18 protein-coding genes and 1 other annotated feature are annotated in these 20,023 nt (G+C 32.1%); of the genes, 2 read left to right on the top strand and 16 right to left on the bottom strand.

All coding sequences use genetic code 11. From position 1 onward, the window contains the following. Nucleotides 1-225 precede the first annotated feature (225 nt). Nucleotides 226-1,329, top strand: a complete 1,104-nt coding sequence (locus tag RWR88_RS00090; RefSeq protein WP_314349235.1) for a sn-glycerol-3-phosphate ABC transporter ATP-binding protein UgpC — start codon at nt 226-228, stop codon at nt 1,327-1,329. Between the two features lie 43 nt (nt 1,330-1,372). Here RWR88_RS00090 and RWR88_RS00085 read toward each other — a convergent pair whose 3' ends face one another. Then, complete coding sequence (locus tag RWR88_RS00085; RefSeq protein ID WP_314449909.1) at nt 1,373-2,038, bottom strand: TrkA family potassium uptake protein; 666 nt, start codon at nt 2,036-2,038, stop codon at nt 1,373-1,375. 15 nt (nt 2,039-2,053) lie between these two features. After that, nucleotides 2,054-3,433: a potassium transporter TrkG gene (locus RWR88_RS00080; protein WP_314449907.1), complete on the bottom strand. Its 1,380-nt coding sequence runs from the start codon at nt 3,431-3,433 to the stop codon at nt 2,054-2,056. Between the two features lie 135 nt (nt 3,434-3,568). On the opposite strand from RWR88_RS00080, the gene rlmH reads away from it, so the two are divergent. Beyond that, a complete protein-coding gene (gene rlmH / locus RWR88_RS00075; RefSeq protein WP_314349232.1) occupies nt 3,569-4,048 on the top strand; it encodes a 23S rRNA (pseudouridine(1915)-N(3))-methyltransferase RlmH in 480 nt (159 codons plus the stop codon). Between the two features lie 239 nt (nt 4,049-4,287). Here rlmH and rplI read toward each other — a convergent pair whose 3' ends face one another. From rplI to yaaA, 14 genes are all read right to left on the bottom strand, one after another. Next, entirely contained in the window at nt 4,288-4,740 is a 453-nt protein-coding gene (gene rplI, locus RWR88_RS00070) for a 50S ribosomal protein L9 (RefSeq protein ID WP_006703121.1), read from the bottom strand. 12 nt (nt 4,741-4,752) lie between these two features. Next, a complete protein-coding gene (locus RWR88_RS00065) occupies nt 4,753-6,786 on the bottom strand; it encodes a DHH family phosphoesterase (RefSeq protein ID WP_314449904.1) in 2,034 nt (677 codons plus the stop codon). A 180-nt stretch (nt 6,787-6,966) separates the two neighbouring features. Beyond that, nucleotides 6,967-7,209: a 30S ribosomal protein S18 gene (rpsR, locus tag RWR88_RS00060; RefSeq protein ID WP_314349230.1), complete on the bottom strand. Its 243-nt coding sequence runs from the start codon at nt 7,207-7,209 to the stop codon at nt 6,967-6,969. 19 nt (nt 7,210-7,228) lie between these two features. After that, on the bottom strand, nt 7,229-7,732 hold the full coding sequence (gene ssb, locus RWR88_RS00055) for a single-stranded DNA-binding protein (protein ID WP_314449900.1): 504 nt from the start codon (nt 7,730-7,732) through the stop codon (nt 7,229-7,231). 36 nt (nt 7,733-7,768) lie between these two features. Beyond that, complete coding sequence (gene rpsF, locus RWR88_RS00050) at nt 7,769-8,074, bottom strand: 30S ribosomal protein S6 (RefSeq protein ID WP_314112710.1); 306 nt, start codon at nt 8,072-8,074, stop codon at nt 7,769-7,771. Between the two features lie 173 nt (nt 8,075-8,247). After that, on the bottom strand, nt 8,248-9,387 hold the full coding sequence (locus RWR88_RS00045; protein ID WP_314449899.1) for a 5-methyltetrahydropteroyltriglutamate--homocysteine S-methyltransferase: 1,140 nt from the start codon (nt 9,385-9,387) through the stop codon (nt 8,248-8,250). A 173-nt stretch (nt 9,388-9,560) separates the two neighbouring features. Further along, nucleotides 9,561-10,694 (bottom strand): 5-methyltetrahydropteroyltriglutamate--homocysteine S-methyltransferase, encoded by a 1,134-nt coding sequence (locus RWR88_RS00040; RefSeq protein ID WP_314449897.1) that lies wholly within the window; start codon nt 10,692-10,694, stop codon nt 9,561-9,563. 41 nt (nt 10,695-10,735) lie between these two features. Next, nucleotides 10,736-10,961, bottom strand: a binding site (T-box leader). Nucleotides 10,962-11,140: 179 nt separating this feature from the next. Beyond that, nucleotides 11,141-11,326, bottom strand: coding sequence for a hypothetical protein (locus tag RWR88_RS00035; protein WP_314449895.1), 186 nt, complete (start codon nt 11,324-11,326; stop codon nt 11,141-11,143). 27 nt (nt 11,327-11,353) lie between these two features. Beyond that, nucleotides 11,354-12,973 carry a hypothetical protein gene (locus tag RWR88_RS00030; protein ID WP_314449893.1) on the bottom strand — a complete coding sequence of 540 codons (1,620 nt, stop codon included), beginning with the start codon at nt 12,971-12,973 and terminating at the stop codon, nt 11,354-11,356. Beyond that, nucleotides 12,954-13,706 carry an ABC transporter ATP-binding protein gene (locus tag RWR88_RS00025; RefSeq protein WP_314112700.1) on the bottom strand — a complete coding sequence of 251 codons (753 nt, stop codon included), beginning with the start codon at nt 13,704-13,706 and terminating at the stop codon, nt 12,954-12,956. The genes RWR88_RS00030 and RWR88_RS00025 overlap by 20 nt, the downstream gene beginning before the upstream one ends. A 197-nt stretch (nt 13,707-13,903) precedes the next feature. Beyond that, the gene (gene gyrA, locus RWR88_RS00020; protein ID WP_314449891.1) at nt 13,904-16,456 is read right to left on the bottom strand and encodes a DNA gyrase subunit A; all 2,553 of its coding nucleotides are present in this window, start codon (nt 16,454-16,456) and stop codon (nt 13,904-13,906) included. Nucleotides 16,457-16,480: 24 nt separating this feature from the next. Continuing rightward, nucleotides 16,481-18,418, bottom strand: a complete 1,938-nt coding sequence (gyrB, locus tag RWR88_RS00015; RefSeq protein ID WP_314349222.1) for a DNA topoisomerase (ATP-hydrolyzing) subunit B — start codon at nt 18,416-18,418, stop codon at nt 16,481-16,483. A 23-nt stretch (nt 18,419-18,441) separates the two neighbouring features. Beyond that, nucleotides 18,442-19,551 (bottom strand): DNA replication/repair protein RecF, encoded by a 1,110-nt coding sequence (recF, locus tag RWR88_RS00010; protein WP_314449889.1) that lies wholly within the window; start codon nt 19,549-19,551, stop codon nt 18,442-18,444. Next, nucleotides 19,538-19,783, bottom strand: a complete 246-nt coding sequence (yaaA, locus tag RWR88_RS00005; RefSeq protein WP_314077739.1) for a S4 domain-containing protein YaaA — start codon at nt 19,781-19,783, stop codon at nt 19,538-19,540. Before yaaA ends, recF begins: the two co-directional genes overlap by 14 nt. Nucleotides 19,784-20,023 lie beyond the last annotated feature (240 nt).

Here is a 20,023-nt window from a genome sequence, read left to right as displayed (position 1 = left end):
TTTCTAATCATTCTATTCTCTTCTATCATAACATTGAAAGCGTAAAATTACACTAGAAGACCCTTCAAATTTTACAAAACCTTATATACCCTAAAAATAATAAAGAGTCACTCAGCAAGTTGCACAAAAAGCAAGGTTAATTTTTAGGCAAGGGGACTGTAGGTTTTGAAAGCTTTTTCAAGTATAATGAACTCATCCAATAATATAACAAAAGGGGATTATAAAATGGTACAAATTGAATTAAATCATATTCACAAAAAATATGACAATGCTGATTTCTATTCAGTAACAGACTTTAACTTACATATCAAAGATCGTGAGTTCATCGTATTCGTAGGACCTTCTGGATGTGGTAAATCTACAACTTTACGTATGATTGCTGGTTTAGAAGATATCTCTGAAGGAGAATTAAAAATTGGGGATACTGTAATGAACGATGTTGCTCCTAAAGATCGTGACATCGCAATGGTATTCCAAAACTATGCATTATATCCACATATGAGTGTTTATGATAACATGGCATTCGGATTAAAATTACGTAAATATGACAAAGCTGAAATTGACAAACGTGTTAAAAATGCAGCTGAAATCTTAGGATTAGCTCAATACTTAGAACGTAAACCTGCAGCTTTATCAGGTGGACAACGTCAACGTGTGGCTTTAGGTCGTGCAATCGTTCGTGATGCAAAAGTATTCTTAATGGACGAACCTCTATCAAACTTAGATGCTAAATTACGTGTTGCCATGCGTGCAGAAATCGCTAAATTACACCGTCGTTTAGAAACAACTACTATTTATGTAACACACGACCAAACTGAAGCGATGACAATGGCTGACCGTATCGTTATTATGAAAGACGGAATCGTTCAACAAATCGGTTCTCCTCAAGAAGTTTACAATACTCCAAACAATGTATTCGTAGCTGGATTCATCGGATCACCAGCAATGAACTTCTTCAAAGTAACATTACAAGATGGCGTTATTTCAAACGGTAAAGGTTTAGCTTTACAATTACCATTAGCTAAACAAAAATTATTAGAAGATAAAGGATACAATGGTAAAGAATTAATCTTCGGTATCCGTCCAGAAGATATCAAAGGTTCACAAATCGTTCTTGAAACATACCCTTCATCTTCTGTAAAAGCTGAAGTTGTTGTATCAGAATTATTAGGTGCTGAAACTATGTTATATACTAAAGTAGATGACACTGAATTCGTATCTAAAGTAGATGCTCGTGACTTCCACAACCCAGGAGAATTAGTTGATTTAGCATTTGACTTAAATAAATCACACTTCTTCGATGCAGAAACTGAAATGGTTATTCGTTAATGCAAACAAAAAAGAAAGCTCTCTAAAAAAGAGCTTTCTTTTTTTAATCTTCATTCAAAAAATCGGCATTTTCTAATCGTTTACTATCCATAATCGCCACTAATATAACATTGTCTTGAATTTCAAAATCCGCACTCAACTGAGTTTTTAACGGTGCATTTTCTTCTTGACGATATCCAATCAAGTTTAAATCATATTGTTGACGTAAATGTAAATCTTTTAAGGATTTTCCAACCCATGATAATGGTGGATAAAATTCTACTAAGGAAATATTTTCATCTAATGAAATCACATCAGCTAATTTATGATGTAAGATATTTTTCGCAACTCGAATTCCTGTTTCTTTTTCAGGATTAATAATTTTAGTTGCACCCATTTTCATTAGAATTTCTGTTGAAGTTTTACTTTTAGCTTTTGCTACAATTTTTGGAACTCCTAATTTATGGCAATGCATCACTGCTAAAATACTTGCTTCTAAATTATTTCCTGTAGCAATTACAACAACATCACAATCACTAATACCAATTTCTTCTAACACATGAATATCAGTAATATCCGCAATGACCCCTTTTGTAACACAAGCTTCCAATCTATTTACATTTTCTTCTTGACTATCAACTGCTATAATATCACAGTCATATTGACTTAGTTGTTTGGCAATCGTTGTACCAAATACTCCTAAACCTAAAATTCCAACTGTTTTTGTCATACTTAATCCTACTTTCTATCCAATTAATAATGGTGCTTTCGCATATTTTATAAGTGAATCTTGTTTCTTACGATTTGAGAAACTTAATAATACCGTTAAAGGTCCAATTCTTCCAATAAACATTAATATCATAATAATGATTTTCCCAAATATTGATAAAGTTGGTGTTAAATTAGCCGTTACTCCTACTGTACAAATGGCAGAAATCGTTTCAAATAATGTATATAATAAAGGAGCTTGTGGATCTGTAATACTTAATAAGAATAAACTACTTAATATTAATACTGTAAAGATAATAAAAATCATTAATGATTTTCTTGCCATTTCATAAGAAATCGTATGATGTCTAAAATTAATGGACTTTTTCTCATAAATTTCTGAGCGAATAAATAATAAAACGACTAATACAGTTGTTGTTTTAACCCCACCTGCAGTTCCTCCTGGAGAACCTCCAATAAACATTTGAATACAATAAAGTAATAAAGTAGAGGGATTAGCTTTTGTATAATCAATACTTGCAAATCCTGCTGTTCTCATCGTTACAGTTTGAAAAAAACTCACTAGAACTTTTTCAAAAATAGGCAATTGTCCAATTGTATTTGGATTATTCCATTCTGTCATTAAGGTTAATAACGTTCCACCCACTAATAAAATCACTGTTAATAATAATACCACTTTTGTATGATATTGTAATCGTTGATAGAATGTTTTTCTTTTTTTCTTCGAATTTGAAAACTGATGTAATAAGATAGAATTTTTCACATCAAACCAAACTGCAAAACCAATACCACCTAATATAATTAATGCTGAAATACCAAACATTAAAAGTGGATCTGTTGCATAATTGATTAAACTATTGTCACCTAAATTATCAAATCCAGCATTACAAAAAGCAGAAATCGCAAAAAATATGGAAGTAAATATCCCTTTTCCAACCCCTAACATTGGAATAAAACGTATCATAAATAATATAGCTGCTATTCCTTCAATGATAAAACTATATTTAAAAATCGTACGTAAGTAATCTTTAAAATTCTTTGTATCATCTCTGTTCAAACTATCTTGTAGTGCTAAACGATCTGTTAAAGATAGTTTCTTTCCTGAATCAAAGAAGAAAAAGGCAATCATACTCATTAACCCAAGCCCACCAATTTGCATTAAGAACATACAAATTATTTGCCCAAATGTATTATAAGTAGCAGCGACTGGTTGAGTAAATAATCCAGTTACACAAACCATAGAAACTGTCGTAAACAAATGATCAAAATATGTTGCCTGTGAAGTCTCTAATTGTGAGATAGGTAAGTTTAATAATAAAGAACCCACTAAAATGACGATAGCAAAACTAGCTGCTATTCTTTTAGGAATGGATTGTTGAAATAAAAAACGAATCATTTAATTCCTCCATTAATGATAAAAATCTATTCTTGAAAATTATAATGCTTTTCAAAAAAAAAATCGATAAAATAAATGAAATCTTATCCAAATATTTAGTATAATACTAACGTAAACTTTTTAAAGGAGACTTATATGAATATTACCATTATTAGTGTTGGGAAATTAAAAGAAAAATATCTGAAACAAGGAATAGATGAATATGCCAAACGATTAGGGAGTTATTGTAAACTACAACTAATTGAAGTCCCAGATGAAAAAGCCCCAGAAAATCTAAGTGAAAAAGAAATGGAACAGGTCAAAGATAAAGAAGGAGAAAAGATTCTTTCAAAAATAAAGGATTCTGATACCGTTATTGCTATGGCAATTGAAGGGGATTTAATAAGTTCAGAACAATTAGCTGAAAAGATTGAAAATTATGGAATAAATGGAAAAAGTTCCATTGTTTTCATTATTGGTGGTTCATTAGGTTTAAGTGATACGGTTAAAAAACGTGCGAATGCTAAAATTTCGTTTGGTAGAATTACTCTTCCTCATCAATTAATGAGACTAGTTTTAGTAGAACAAATTTATCGTTCTTTCCGAATTACAGCGGGACATGCCTATCATAAATGATTTTTATAAAACATAATAAAATCTATAAATTTATTTCATAATTTCTTCATAATCTTCCTCTATACTTTAGTCATTCCCAAATAAGAATATTTATCCTCCCAAAATAAATATTTCTAATCCTTTTTTCCACCGATGAAAATCGGTGGTTTTTATTTATTAAACTTTGTGATTATTTTAACAATTAAACAATATAAAAAGCTGTGGAAAACTTATCCACAGCCCTTTAGTCATTCAAAAATTTATTGAGCAACAATATTCACAGTTAATGTTGCTTCTACATCATGATGTAATTTTACTGGTACTCTTGCAAATCCTAGTGCACGAATTGGTGCAGCTAATTCAAATTTACGACGATCTAATGATACATTAAATGTTTTATTGAATTCTTCTGCAATTTGTTTTGCTGGAATAGCTCCAAATAAACGACCATCTTCACCAGCTTTTGCTTTAATCGTTACAACTGTTTCTTCTTTTTCTAAGAATTCTTTTAATTCTTTTGCTTTAGCTAATAATTCAGCATTATGTTTTTCTTCAGCTTTCTTTTGACCTGCTAAAGTTGATAAGCTCGCAGTTGTAGCTTCTTTAGCTAAACCATTTTTAATAAGGAAATTTTGTGCATAGCCATCTGCTACGTTTTTAACGTCTCCTTTTTTACCTTTACCTTTAACATCTTGTAGAAAAATTACTTTCATTTTTCTTACCTCCTATAAATCTATATCATTTCCTAATTCAGAAATCACTTCTTTTAATTGAATAATAGCCTCTGCAATTGTAGTATCACTTAATTGAGTAGCTGCATTTGAGAGGTGTCCACCACCACCCATTTTTTCCATTACACGTTGTACATTTTTATTTCCTAAACTTCGACCACTAATACCAATACGTCCATCCTCACGTTTTGTAACAACAAATGAAGCATCAATATTTTCCATTGAAAGCATCATATCTGCTGTTTGTGCAGCCACCACTGTTGGATAAGGAGTATCTTCTTCTCCTTGTACAATACCAATATTATTTTCTAATAAAATTAATGAATTTAATAAATGACTTCTTAATAAATAAGTTTCAACATTTTCTTTCAATAATCTTTGAATTAATATTGTATCGGCCCCAACTGATTTTAAATAACTTGCTGCATCAAAGGTTCTAGATCCTGTTCTTAAAGTAAAGTTCCTTGTATCTACAATAATTCCACCTAACATGGCAGTTGCTTCAATTGGTTGAATACTTTCTACATTATCATTTTGATATTCAAATAATTCTGTAATCAATTCACCAGTTGAAGAAGCATATGGTTCAATATAAACTAATACTGGATTTTTAGGAAAATCTTGGCTCCTTCTATGGTGATCAATGACAACAATTTTATTTGCTTGCTCTAATACCTCAGGAGCAGCAGCAATTACTGGGCGACTAACATCTACTAATATAACTAATGTGCTTGGTGTTAGTTTTTCCAACGCTTCTTCAGGAGTAATAATATCTTCTCGTAGTGCTTTTTGTTCTCGAATAACATCCATTAGTTTATGAATATCATGTGAATATTGATTTTTATTTGTCACAATCCAAGCTTTTTTCTGATTCATGTTTGCAATACGTCGAATTCCTAAACATGCTCCAATAGCGTCCATATCTGGAAACTGATGTCCCATTACAATGATTTCAGATGCTTCTTCCATTAAATCTTTTAATGCTTGAGAAACCATTCTAGCTCTAACTCTCGTACGTTTTTCCATAGGGTTAGATTTCCCACCATAGAAACGTGCATCTTCATTTTGGGAACGAACAACTACTTGATCTCCACCACGTCCTAAAGCTAAGTCTAAGTTTGCTTGAGCATATGAAGCAATTTCTGGATATTTCACATCACTAGTCTTCTTATCTGAATAGGAGAACCCCATACTTACCGTTAATGGAAAGTTTTGTTTTGCTGTAGTTTCACGAATCTTATCCATAATATCAAACTTTTCTTTTTCCAAAGTTTCTAATGATTTACGATTTAAAAATGCAATAAAACGATCATCATCCACTCTTTTCATAAAGATATTATGATGGATTGCCCAACTAGACAATTGATTCGTTATGAAATTATTTAAATTTGATTTTCTTCTATCATTTAATGACTGGGAAACTTCAGAGAAATTATCTAAAAATATTTGTCCAAATACTATTTGTTCTTCATGATATTTTTCCTCAATACTTGCATATTCTGTAATATCCGTTAAATATATCATTCGAATATCTGGATGTACGATTACTTGATATTTTTTATCTTCGTGAGTAAAAATATCATTTTCTTTTTGATTTTGAATTTGTCTTTTCACTTGATAATATAATCGTTCATTTAAATCCTTTAGTGGAATCCCAATAACATCCTGTCTTTGGAGTTTTTTCTGAAGATAAGGATTAATCCATGTAATATTTTCATTCATATCATATAAAATCATACCAATTGGCATTTTTAAATATGCATCTTGCTCACCTTTGCGAATCTTGTAAGCTAAATCAATTGCATATTCATTTATTTGTTTACTAATATGCTGAACTGAAAAATATACTAATATGGCAAATAAACATAACCAAAGTAGTAAAATGAATCCTAGCCATATATGAGTCACAAAACTCATAATACAAAGAACAGTTAAAAGGATTATAAAGGATCCTCCATAATATTTTACAGAAGGAATTTTTAGATAAGATGGAAGCTTTTCATACCATTCTTTAAAATGATTCAACATATGTTTATCACCATCTTTCTATAACTATTTTAACATATTTTAAAGCTAAGGAATACCCTTCATGCTTTTTCAAAATGTTTCACGTGAAACATTTACTCCAACATCAGAGAGGAACTTCTAATGTTTCACGTGAAACATTTTGATAGAAAAAAGGACTGGAAAACCAGTCCTTTGTTTTTATTAGTCTACAGTTGTAAATGGTAATAATCCCATAATACGAGCACGTTTGATTGCAACAGTTAAAAGACGTTGATATTTAGCACAAGTACCTGTTACACGACGTGGTAAAATTTTACCTTTTTCAGAAATGTAGCGTTTTAATAATTCTACATCTTTGTAATCGATATATTTAATGTGGTTTGCAGTAAAGTAGCAAACTTTTTTACGACGACGAACGCCGCCACCTCTACGTTGTTGAGCCATTACGGTATCCTCCTTTTGATTAGAATGGTAAATCATCGTCAGAAATATTAATTGCTTCACCATTAGCTAAGAATGGATCTGCTGGAACATTTCCAAATGATGATGTAGGAGCACTTGGTGAGTTAAAACCACCTTGTGATTGATACTGATTTTGTTGTGAATAACCATTATATGCATCATTTCCTGGACGTTGTTCAGTAACATTTTTTGACTCTAAGAATGAAAAGTTATCAACAATAACTTCAGTCACATAAACTTTTTGTCCTTGTTGATTTTCATAACTTCTAGTTTCAATATGACCTTCAACTCCAATTAATGAACCTTTACGAGTAAACTTCGCTAAATTTTCTGCTGATTTTCTCCAAACTCTACAGTTAATAAAGTCTGTTTCTCGAGTTCCTTGTTGATTTGTATAACGGCGGTCACATGCAATTGAAAAAGTTCCAACTGCTACTCCATTTGGAGTATATTTTAAGTCTACTGGTCGAGTTAAACGACCTACTAACACAACATTATTGATCATAGTATCTGCTCCTTTCAAGATTTGTTTTACTTAATATTAAGCAAATGCTTCTACTTTAACAATCATATGACGTAAGATGTCATTGCTGATTTTAGCTAAACGGTCGAATTCGTCAATTGCTTTTGCATCTTCAGCAGTGATATTCACTAAATGATAGATACCTTCGTGGAAATCTTTAATTTCGTATGCAAAACGACGTTTCGCCCAGTCTTTAGATTCAACAACAACAGCGCCATTGTCTGTTAATACAGCATCAAATCTTGCAACCAATTCAGCTTTAGCAGCTTCATCGATGTTTGGACGGATGATGTATAAAATCTCGTATTTTGATGTTTGACTCATTGACTGTCACCTCCTTATGGTCTTTTGGCTTATTCTTTTGAATAAGCAAGGAGAGTATTAATACTAATACTCACGTTCCATTATTATAGCAGAGAATTTGCATTCTGACAACGATTTTGCATTAATTTTTATATAAAAAACAGTATGCAGAAAATCCACATACTGTTCAATATTTATTTCCAAACTTCACGAACAATTTCGTCAATTAGTTTTAATTTATCCCATTGCGCTTCAATCGTTAAAATATTTCCTTCTTCTGTTGAAGAGAATCCACATTGAGGACTTAAACATAATTGTTCAAGAGGAACATATTGGCTTGCTTCTTTAATACGAGAAATCACTTCATCTTTATCTTCTAAGTCACCAGATTTAGAAGTAATTAATCCAAGTACCACTTTTTGGTCTTTAATATAGCGTAATGGAGTAAAGTCTCCAGCACGGTCACTATCATATTCTAAGAAGAATCCATCTACACGGCAATGACCGAATAAAGTCTTAGCAACTGGTTCATAACCACCACTAGAGAACCATGTTGAACGGAAGTTTCCACGGCAAATATGCATGTTTACTACTAAATCTTCTGTTTTCCATTCAATTACACGGTTTAAAACGTCTACATAATCACGAGCAATTTGTTCCAAATCAAATCCACGTGCTTCATAGGCTTCACGCTTATCTAAAGCACAAAATTCTCCCCAACTTGTATCATCTAATTGAATATTACGGCATCCTAAGTCATAGAAGCATTGTAGAGCTTTACGATAGGCTGTCACAACATCATCATAAAATAATGCTTCATTATCTTTGTAACGATCAATTGGGACATAATTTTTCTCACGTACTTGTGTAATTAAATGTAACATACTTGGTGAAGGAATTGTTAATTTAACTGGTGTATCACCTGCATGTTCTTTTAAGAATTTGAAATGTTTTACGAATGGATGGTTTTCAGAAAAATCAATTTTGCCAACAATGCGTAAAGTTTTTGGTTTTACATCTTTATCTTTAAATTGAACAGAGAAATGTTCTACTTCTACTAGTTCCACTCCATCTAAGTTTTCTAAAAAGTCTAAGTGCCAGAAAGCACGACGAAATTCTCCATCTGTAATAGATTGAAGTCCAAGTTCTTTCTCTTTTTTAACTAAGGCAATGATTTCTTCGTTTTCTACACGTTCTAATTCTTCAGCAGTAATTTCTCCAGCATTAAATTTTGCACGAGCTTCTTTTAAACGCTCTGGACGTAAAAAACTTCCTACGTGATCTAAACGGAAAGGCGCTTTTTGACAACAATTACAATTTTCATGATTTGACATATTTATTCCTCTTTTCTATTATTCAGCTTCTGGTAAATAAGCAATTGCACGCACAGGTGATCCTGGTGTTTGTTGAAATGCTGTCATTATGACACTTCATTTCTAAAAAAATGTAAGGCTATGGATTAACATGAATCTCCCCATAGCCCTTTATTTGCTTTATAATACTAGGTTTATTTTCCCCAAACTTCTTGTGCAATTTCGCTAATTAATGCAATTTTCTTCCATTGGTCTTCTTCTTTAATTACATTTCCTTCTTCTGTTGAAGCAAATCCACATTGTGTGCTTAAATATAGATTTTCTAATGGTACATACTGACTAGCTTCTTTAATACGAGCAATAATTTCATCTTTATTTTCTAAATCAGCAAATTTTGAAGTTAATAGTCCAAGAACTACTTTTTTCTCTGTTCCAACTTTTGCTAATGGTTTAAAGTCCCCTGCACGGTCTGTATCAAATTCTAAATAATATGCATTTACATTTTCTCCACCTAATAACTCATCTTCTACTTTATTGTATCCCCCTTGAGAAATCCAAGTAGAATGGAAATTACCACGACAAACGTGAGTGTTAATCAATAAATCTTTAGGTGCATTTGCAATAACACCATTGTTTAAACGTAACGCACGAGCAGCAAACTCTCTTCTTACTTCTTCTAATGGACGCTCTTCACGGAAACGTTTTGTAAATCCATCGTCTACTAATGCTCCCCATGTACAGTCGTCTAATTGTAATGTTCTAAGTCCTGCATCATATAAATCTTGAATCACTTCAGAATAAGCTTTAATAATAGCCTCGAATAATTCATCTGTTGTTGAATAAACAGCTTCCCAAGCAGCAACATGCTCTGGTGTACGAATTAATTCAAAATAAAATTGTGAAGGAGAAGGAATAGTAAATTTAACAATCACATCTTCTTCTTTAACTAAATCTCTTAAAAACTCAAAATGTTTAACAAATGGGTGATTTTTCCCATTAATCGGTGCTTTAAGTACTGCAGTATCAGCTTTTGTTTCAATTCCATGAAATAAATAGCCACGTTCACCCACTACATGTTCTACTCCGTTAAAACCCCAAAAGAAGTCTAAATGCCAGTAAGCACGACGGAATTCTCCATCTGTTACTCCTTGTAAACCAGCAGCAATTTGTTTTTTTACAATTTCTTGAATCGTTTTATCTTCCACTGCTGTTAATTCTTCTCGTGTAATTTCACCGTTCGCAAATTTTTCTCTTGCTTCTACTAATTCTTTTGGACGTAAGAAACTTCCTACGTGGTCTACTCTAAATGGTGCTTGTTGTTTTGTCATAATATATTCCTCCTAAAATAAAAAATCCTTACAGTTTTCACTGCAAGGACGAAAATTCGCGTTACCACCTTGGTTTAGAATTATTTCGCAATAATTCCCTCTTTGAGTATCTTTATACTCTTGCTATATCGGGCTACCCGTAGATATTTAATCATTCAATATCTAACACTCCAAGGCCATCTTCAAAAATTCAATCTTGATCTCTTTTCACCTACCGAGACTCTCTAAACAAGTTTCCTTCTCTACTCACCTTTTCACAGTGCGTTTCTTTAACTGAACTTAGAATAACAGGAGAAACTGTTCTAGTCAATTATCTAATTATTATCTTATATTATAGTTTTAAACTATAATATAAACTACAAAAACTCCATAGTTTTCACTATGGAGTCCTATATATCAATATCACCATGGTCTTAAATCATATAAATATTTTTTTAGTAAAGTAATTAAACAATCCCTAATTCTTTTAATAATTCTTCTTTAGAATATTTTTCTCCTTTATCATTAGGATCAATTTGATAAATCATATTTTGATAAAACTCATCTACAACTACTTCACCATTTTCATTAATCATCTCATTAGAAATTTCAGGGAAATCTGTACTTATAGATAATACTTCTTTTTCAGTCATTTCTACATACTCCCCTCTCTTCTATTATTATAAAGCTTTTTTCAATTTTCTTAAATAAAATTCACCGAAAAATAGCCCTAGCCCATTCAGAATAATAAAAGCTGCAGCGCCTATGAGATATCCAATTGTTTCTGGAAGGAAGTGAATAATTGGGAAAGAGACTGCTATACAAAGAATTAAAAGCATAAATAAAATAAACATTAAAAATCCTAATAAAAATTTATTTCCTCTACTTTGTAATTCGACAATATTACTCCAATTTGTAACACGTAGTCGATAGTCTCTTTCAAATCCCCAAGCTGATAAGCCAAAACTAATCGAAAACCAAGTAAATATTATTGTTAATACTAATAAAACTGGCATGCGTAGTACTAATAATACAATACTTAATGATAGAATTGGCACAGAAGATTGCGTTAAAAATAAGACTTTAAATTTTTCACGAGCATATTTTTTCATATCAATTGGTAATACTTTTAAATATTCAAAATTATCTCTTTCTAAAGAAAAACCAATACTTGTTAAGCTATTTCCAATTGAATTCGTTACTGCAAACAGTAATGCAAATAATAAATAAGAAAGTAAAAATCGGAAGGTAAAAAATTCTCTAACAGGAATTCCTTCTCTCATTATTCCAAAAATCATTGGTAATAACATCAAATACGGTAAAATACTTGGTGCAATGATTCCTTGAACAATAATGGATCCTTCTTTTATTAATTGGATATGGTATTTTCTCACTAATTTTGAAAAATTATCCAATGTAAAGCTACGAACCCTTTTAGAATATTGTTGAATTGAACTAACTTCCATCGCTTTTTCATAAAAGGTTGGCAATACTTTATAGTAAATATTCACTAATAAGAGAACTGTAATTCCAATCCAACCAATATAGCCAATCATTCCGTCAAGCGATAATGGATGAAGAATCATCGCATAAAATGCTTCAAAAGGAGGAATAAAAGCTCTCTCTTGTTTCGTTAATATTGAAACCATATTATGATTAGAAATTAAAATATAAAGTAAACCTGAAAAAATAGAAACAAACCCTAATAAAATATTCGAAATAATATTTTTATACTTCTTAAAAACTGACAAACTTGTCAAATAATGTACGAGTGTAAAAATAAATACTCCTAAAAAGACTAATAAGATGAAACAATTGATAATCATTAAAGGAATGGTATACCAAAAATCTTTTCCATATTGAATCGGTAAAACGATAAAATAAGCAATAATAGGCCCTAATCCCATTAAAGCGACCATCATAACAGAAATAGCTTTTCCAAGAATAATCTCTACTTCTCTAAAAGCATAAGGTCGATAAGAAGTTAAATCTTTACTTTCGTAAAATACATTATAAAAAGCAATAAAACTTTGAGAAAATGTAAAAGCACTAAAAATACTAATCATATTCGCAAATAGGACAGGATTGTTTCCAATAGGGTTTACCAATGAATTAAGCACCCCAAAAAAAGCGATATAAATTAATCCAATCATAAGCTGAGAACGAAGGATTTTTTTAGGAATATCGATTTTTTTCAGTGGATTTTTTTCTTGTTTTTGTCGGTAAGCAGCTAATTGAGCAGGAGCAACTGCATATAATAAATTCAACTTCACTAATTTTCTAACAGCTTGCAGATTCATCGACAGTCTCTCCTTCCTTACGTCCGGCTAAAGATAAATAAATACTTTCAAGAGACTCTTGAGGATTATGTTCTTTTAACTCTTCTATTGTACCGTAAAATAATAATTCGCCTTTTTTCAAAATCGCAATACGATCACATAATTGTTCTGCTACTTCTAATACGTGAGTAGAAAATAATACTGTTTTTCCTTTTTCAGCATGTTCACGCATCATTTTTTTCAAATCGTAAGCAGCTTGTGGATCTAAACCAGTTAATGGTTCATCTAAAATCCAAATATCTGGATCAGATAACAAAGCACCAATGACGAATACTTTTTGTCTCATCCCATGAGAAAATGATTCAATCACATCATAACGATAAGGAGTAAAGTCAAATAACTCTAATAAATACGTTAATCTTTCTTCTATTTGGTTCATTGTTAATTGATAAGAAACTGCAATTAATTCCCAAAATTCATTAGCCGTTAAACGTAAAAACAAATCTGGAGAATCTGCTACATATCCAATTTTTCGCTTAATCGTTAATGGATCTTGTGATAGAGGAACACCATCTACTTCAATCGTTCCACTTGTAAGTGGTAAAATACTCACTAATGATTTAATGGTCGTAGATTTTCCTGCACCATTATGTCCAATTAATCCAACAATTTCTCCACTTTCAATTGTTAAATTTAAGTTGTTTAAAGCTACCTTATCTCCATATTTTTTTGTTGCTTGTTTAAATTCAATCATGATAAACTTCCTCCCATCCTGTAATTATGCTGATTATACACCTAAAAATAGCGCTTTACTAGTGACTAAAGTCTGATTTTTCTAAAGAATTGCTTGATATTTTGTATTTTTATCATAATTAGAAAAAAGACTTTTCTTCATAGCATGAAAAGATGTTTAACACCTTTGCTAATTTAGAAAAGTCTAATTTTAATGTTTTATTCTTGTTCGTCTACTAATTCTTGTGCGAAGTTTTGTAAGTTTTCGGTTACTTTTTCAGAAACAACTGTTTCTTCAGATGAAGTAACCGTTTCTTCTGCTTCCTCTTCACGATCAACAATGGCTAATGAACTTACAATAGCATCTTGATCTAAACGCATCATACGAACTCCAAGAGCACCACGACCTGTTTGAGAAACATCTGAAGCGTGGAATCGAATGATTACTCCTTTATTCGTCATAATCATTAAATCTTCCTCACCCGTTACGGTTCTTAAGCATACAAGAGGACCATTTTTCTCAGTAATACGAAGAGTTTTAACTCCTTTACCGCCACGACCTTTTAAGGCATATTCGCTGGCAGCAGTACGTTTACCATATCCTTTTTCACTAACGACTAATACTTCACGTTCAGGTGTTAAAATATCCATTCCAATCACGTAGTCATCATCACGTAAAGATACACCTCGAACCCCTGCTGCTGTACGACCCATTGCACGAACTTTTTCTTCATGGAATGTTACAGCATTTCCGTGGTAAGTTCCAAGAATGATGCCGTCTTGACCACTTGTTACTACTACACGAATTAATTGATCATCTTCTCGTAATTGAATTGCACGTAATCCATTTGTACGAATATTTTTAAAGTCTGATAATTTCACACGTTTAACAGTTCCACGTAAAGTTGTAAAGAATAAGAATCTTTCTGTTTCATCAGATTCCGGCACACTAATAATTGCTTGAATTTTCTCAGTTGAGTCAATATTCAATAAGTTAATAACTGGTAATCCTTTAGCAGTACGACTGTATTCTGGAATTTCATATCCTTTTGCTTGATATACTTTACCTGTATTCGTAAAGAATAATAATGAATCATGAGTTGAACATGAAATCATATTTTCTACAAAGTCATCATCATGGACGCTCATTCCTTGTACACCACGCCCACCACGACGTTGTGTTTTAAATTCAGAATTTGCTAATCGTTTAATATAGCCATTTTTCGTTAATGTAATGACTACATCTTCTTGTTCGATTAAGTCTTCATCTTCTAAACTTAAAGCTTCTCCTACTAATAATTCAGTACGACGAGGATTATCGAATTTTTGTTGAATTTCTAATAATTCTTGTTCGATAATTTCATAACGTCTTTCTTCGCTTGCTAAGATTTCATTTAATTCTTTGATAAGTGCTTGTAAATCTGCATATTCTGCATCGATTTTCTCACGTTCTAATCCTGTTAAGCGAACCATTCTCATATCTAAAATAGCTTGAGCTTGTTTATCACTTAATCCATATTCATTCATGAAACGTTCTTTGGCAATATCACCACTAGCAGAACTACGAAGAATCGCCACAATGGCATCGATATGATCTAAAGCTACTTGTAATCCTTCTAAAATATGAGCACGATCTTCTGCTTTTTTCTTTTCAAAAATACTACGACGACGAATCACTTCTTCTTGGTGATTTAAGTAGTATCGTAAAATTTCTTTTAAGCTTAAAATTTTTGGTTCTTGCCCTACAATTGCTAACATATTAAATCCAAAGTTTGATTGTAATGGCGTTAATTTATATAAATTATTTAAAACGACTGAAGCAGAAACATCTCTTCTCACTTCAATAACAACACGCATTCCTTTACGGTCAGATTCATCATTTAAATACGTAATTCCTTCAATTTTCTTTTCATGATGCAATTGCGAAATACGTTCAACTAAACGAGCTTTATTGACCATATATGGTAATTCCGTAATAATAATACGTTCTTTTCCATTTTTTAATTCTTCGATTTGTACACGTCCACGAACCGTAATAGATCCACGACCTGTTTCATAAGCTCGACGAATTCCAGATTTACCTAATACAATTCCACCTGTTGGAAAATCAGGTCCTGGTAATACTTCCATCAATTCAGCTGTTGTGACATCAGGATTTTTCATCAACAAATGTAATGCAGAAATCACTTCCCCTAAATGATGTGGAGGAATATTCGTTGCCATCCCTACCGCAATCCCTGTTGCTCCATTGACTAAAAGGTTTGGAATACGAGATGGTAAAACTTCTGGTTCACGTTCTGTTGAATCATAGTTATCACGATAATTAATCGTATCTTTATTAATATCTCGTAGCATTTCTAAAGCAATTTTACTCATTCTTGCTTCGGTATAACGCATTGCCGCTGGACTATCTCCGTCGACAGAACCAAAGTTTCCGTGACCATCAATTAATGGATAACGATATGAGAAATCTTGTGCCATACGAACCATTGCATCATAAATAGCAGAGTCTCCGTGTGGATGGTATTTACCCATTACATCCCCAACAATACGAGCAGATTTTTTATGGGGCTTATCTGGCGTTACTCCTAATTCATGCATTCCATATAAAATACGACGGTGAACGGGTTTTAACCCATCACGAACATCCGGAAGCGCACGAGATACAATAACACTCATGGAATATTCCAAAAATGATTTACGCATTGTTTTAGCTAAATCCGTTGGTTCGAATTTTTCTTCGAAAAATTCTAAATCTTTTTCCTCAGACATTTTGTCTCTCCTCTTCTTCAATCATTAAATATCTAAATCATTCACATCAATAAATTTCGCATTTGCTTCAATAAATTCTCGACGTGGTTCTACTTTATCGCCCATTAACATATCTAACACTTGATCAGCTTCAGCAGCATCTTCAACCGTTACTTGTAACATCGAACGATTTTGAGGATTCATTGTTGTTTCCCATAATTGTTCCGCATCCATTTCTCCTAAACCTTTATATCGAGAAATTTGTGGTTTTGGACTAGCAGGAAGTTCTTTTAATTTTGCTTCTAATTCCTCATCATTTTGAATATAAAACTCTTGTTTTCCTTGTTTTAATTTATAAAGAGGTGGTTGCGCAATATAAACATATCCTGCTTCTACTACTGGACGCATATAACGATAGAATAATGTAATTAATAATGTTCGAATATGCGCTCCATCGACATCCGCATCGGTCATAATGACTAATTTATGATAACGAGCTTTCGATAAATCAAAATCTCCACCAAATCCAGTTCCCATTGCAGTAAATAGTGAACGGATTTCATCATTAGCTAAAATTTTATCTAATGTTGCTTTTTCAACGTTTAAAATTTTACCACGAATTGGTAAAATCGCTTGGAAGTGACGAGAACGTCCTTGTTTTGCAGAACCTCCCGCAGAATCTCCTTCGACAATGAAGATTTCTGAAACACTTGGATCATTACTTGAACAGTCTGCTAATTTCCCTGGTAAATTAGAAATTTCTAAACCAGATTTTTTACGAGTTACTTCACGCGCTCTTTTAGCAGCTAAACGTGCTTTAGAAGCTAAAATTCCTTTTTCAACAATTTTACGAGCAACTTGTGGATTTTCCATTAAAAATTTATCAAAATGAGTCGCAAATAATCGATCTGTAATTGTTCTTGCTTCAGAATTTCCTAATTTTGTTTTTGTTTGTCCTTCAAATTGTGGATCAGGATGTTTAATAGATACAACTGCCGTTAATCCTTCACGTACATCTTCCCCGCTTAATTTTTCTTCATTCTCTTTCATTAATTTTTGACGACGAGCGTAATCATTAATAACACGAGTAAGGGCGGTTTTCATTCCAGATTCATGTGTTCCACCTTCATAAGTATGGATATTATTTGTAAAACTTAATAAATTCGTATGGTATCCTGAAGTATACTGCATAGCTACTTCCACTTGAATACCATCTTGTTCCCCTTCAACATAAATAGGTTCTTCAAATAATACTTGCTTAGACTTATTTAAATGTTCTACATAACTTTTAATTCCGCCTTCATAATAAAATGTTTTTACAACAGGCTCTTCTACTCGCAAATCAGTAATCGTTAGTTTTAATCCTTTATTTAAAAAAGCTAATTCTCGAACACGATTCGCTAATTTTTCAAAGTCATATACAGTTGTTTCTTGGAAAATTTCTGGATCTGGAACAAAATAAACGCTAGTTCCATGTTTATCCGTTTTTCCAATTACTTTTAAATCTTCTAAAACAGCACCACGTTTATAAGACTGTTCATAAATATTTCCATCTTTAAAAACTTGGACAGTTAACTCTGTAGAAAGTGCATTTACAACAGAAGCTCCTACCCCGTGAAGACCACCGGAAACTTTGTAACCTCCGCCGCCGAATTTACCACCAGCATGTAGTACCGTAAAGACAGTTTCTACGGCAGGACGTCCTGTTTTTTCTTGAATATCAACTGGAATTCCACGTCCATCATCAGTAACACGGATATGGTTTTCAGGTGTAATCTCAATTTCGATATGAGTCGCAAATCCTGCTAAAGCCTCATCGATTGAGTTATCAACAATTTCCCATACTAAATGGTGTAAACCAGCACTACTTGTAGAACCAATATACATCCCTGGACGTTTACGTACAGCTTCTAATCCTTCTAATACTTGAATCTGACTGGCATCATATTGTGCAGCAAGAACTTCTTTATTTTCTTCTGTCATTTTCTATTCTCACACTCCATTTTTCATTGAACTTGACCTTGATGAATCGGATATACAATTGGTTCATTAATAAATTGCTTACGAATTCCATCTAAACTAGTCGTTGTTATGAATGTTTGTACTTTATTTTCAATTGCTTTAATCAAATGTGTTTGTCGATCATCATCTAATTCAGATAACACATCATCTAATAATAAAATTGGATATTCTCCAGTAGCGATGTTCATTAATTCTATTTCTGCTAATTTTAAACTTAATACAGTTGAACGTTGTTGCCCTTGAGAACCAAAATTTTGAACAGGTTTATCATTTAAATAAAAAATCAAATCATCTCGATGCGGACCGACTAAAGTACTCGCTTGTTCTAATTCTCTTTTTTGTACAGCTTCAAATTGTTTTTGATACAATTCTTTTACTTCATCTTGAGACATTCCTTTTTCAATCGAAAGGGATGTTTGATATTTCAATGAAAACTCTTCTCTTCCTAATGAAATTTGTTCATGAATTGGTCTAGCTAAAGCTTCCAATTGTTCCATAAATTCTAAACGATGGTTTAAAATTGCACTTGCCTTTTCAATGACTTGTTCTGTTAAAACTTCTAAATAAAGATCAGCTGATGATTTTTTTATCGCTAATTGTTTTAAATAATGATTTCTTTGTTTTATAAGGCGTTGATATTCTACTAATTCATGTAAATAAATAGGATTCATTTGACCTAGTTCCATATCCATGAATTTTCGGCGATTTGCTGGGGCACCTTTCACTAATTCTAAATTTTCAGGTGCAAATAAAATGACATTTAATTGTCCTAAATAGGAACTAAGCTTTTTTTGTTCTAAATGATTCACTCGTCCTATTTTTCCTTTATTTGAAAAACGAATTTCTAAGGGAATATTGCTAATTTTCTTTTCTACTTTTCCTTTAATGGTAGCAGTATCTTCATTCCACATAATCAATTCACGATCTTGATTGGTACGATGACTCTTCGTCATTGCCAAAGTATAGATGGATTCCATTAAATTCGTTTTTCCTTGAGCATTTTCACCAATAAAAATATGAACTCCTTTCCCAAATTCAAGAAAAAGTTCTTCATAATTTCTGAAATGATTCAGTTGTAATTCAACTAATCTCATCCACAACTTCCTCAGATTCTCTTTTCACAACAAAAATGCCTTCTTCAGGAATTTCTACACGTGTTTTATCATAAAGTTTTCTACCACGACGATTTTCAATTTCACCATCGACAAATACAACTGTTTCTTGCAAATACCATTTTGCTTGCCCACCTGTTGTAATGACATCAATATGTTTTAAAAATTGTCCTAATGTAATAAATTCTTCTGTAATTGTTACAATCTTTGTCATGATTTTCCTCTTTTCTCTAATTTGGGTATACACACACTAATGTATTATACCTTTTTTTGGGAGAATTCTCAAAGATTTTGAAAAATTTCGCCTATTTTTGCATTTTTTTATAAAATAAATAAAAAACCTTTTTTAAAGGGAAAAATGAAATTTACTAGGATTTTTTCAAAATTTTAAAAATAAGCAAATCATGACCACCCGTCTAACGGGTGGTTTGAACCGGGGCTATAAGCCCAGATT

The organism is uncultured Granulicatella sp. (assembly GCF_963528195.1).
Taxonomy (GTDB): Bacteria; Bacillota; Bacilli; order Lactobacillales; family Aerococcaceae; genus Granulicatella.
Note: the sequence above shows the minus strand (reverse complement) of the source record. Positions and strands in the feature narration are given on the sequence as shown.

Bases quoted from the DNA above. Each gene is read 5' to 3' on its own strand.
- gyrA (WP_314449891.1), bottom strand. From the start codon at position 16,456: ATGTCTGAGGAAAAAGATTTAGAATTTTTCGAAGAAAAATTCGAACCA.
- RWR88_RS00090 (WP_314349235.1), top strand. From the start codon at position 226: ATGGTACAAATTGAATTAAATCATATTCACAAAAAATATGACAATGCT.
- RWR88_RS00065 (WP_314449904.1), bottom strand. From the start codon at position 6,786: ATGTTGAATCATTTTAAAGAATGGTATGAAAAGCTTCCATCTTATCTA.
- gyrB (WP_314349222.1), bottom strand. From the start codon at position 18,418: ATGACAGAAGAAAATAAAGAAGTTCTTGCTGCACAATATGATGCCAGT.
- RWR88_RS00025 (WP_314112700.1), bottom strand. From the start codon at position 13,706: ATGATTGAATTTAAACAAGCAACAAAAAAATATGGAGATAAGGTAGCT.
- rplI (WP_006703121.1), bottom strand. From the start codon at position 4,740: ATGAAAGTAATTTTTCTACAAGATGTTAAAGGTAAAGGTAAAAAAGGA.
- RWR88_RS00085 (WP_314449909.1), bottom strand. From the start codon at position 2,038: ATGACAAAAACAGTTGGAATTTTAGGTTTAGGAGTATTTGGTACAACG.
- RWR88_RS00040 (WP_314449897.1), bottom strand. From the start codon at position 10,694: ATGACAAAACAACAAGCACCATTTAGAGTAGACCACGTAGGAAGTTTC.
- rlmH (WP_314349232.1), top strand. From the start codon at position 3,569: ATGAATATTACCATTATTAGTGTTGGGAAATTAAAAGAAAAATATCTG.
- rpsR (WP_314349230.1), bottom strand. From the start codon at position 7,209: ATGGCTCAACAACGTAGAGGTGGCGGCGTTCGTCGTCGTAAAAAAGTT.
- rpsF (WP_314112710.1), bottom strand. From the start codon at position 8,074: ATGAGTCAAACATCAAAATACGAGATTTTATACATCATCCGTCCAAAC.
- RWR88_RS00045 (WP_314449899.1), bottom strand. From the start codon at position 9,387: ATGTCAAATCATGAAAATTGTAATTGTTGTCAAAAAGCGCCTTTCCGT.
- RWR88_RS00030 (WP_314449893.1), bottom strand. From the start codon at position 12,973: ATGAATCTGCAAGCTGTTAGAAAATTAGTGAAGTTGAATTTATTATAT.
- recF (WP_314449889.1), bottom strand. From the start codon at position 19,551: ATGAGATTAGTTGAATTACAACTGAATCATTTCAGAAATTATGAAGAA.
- yaaA (WP_314077739.1), bottom strand. From the start codon at position 19,783: ATGACAAAGATTGTAACAATTACAGAAGAATTTATTACATTAGGACAA.
- RWR88_RS00080 (WP_314449907.1), bottom strand. From the start codon at position 3,433: ATGATTCGTTTTTTATTTCAACAATCCATTCCTAAAAGAATAGCAGCT.
- ssb (WP_314449900.1), bottom strand. From the start codon at position 7,732: ATGATCAATAATGTTGTGTTAGTAGGTCGTTTAACTCGACCAGTAGAC.
- RWR88_RS00035 (WP_314449895.1), bottom strand. From the start codon at position 11,326: ATGACTGAAAAAGAAGTATTATCTATAAGTACAGATTTCCCTGAAATT.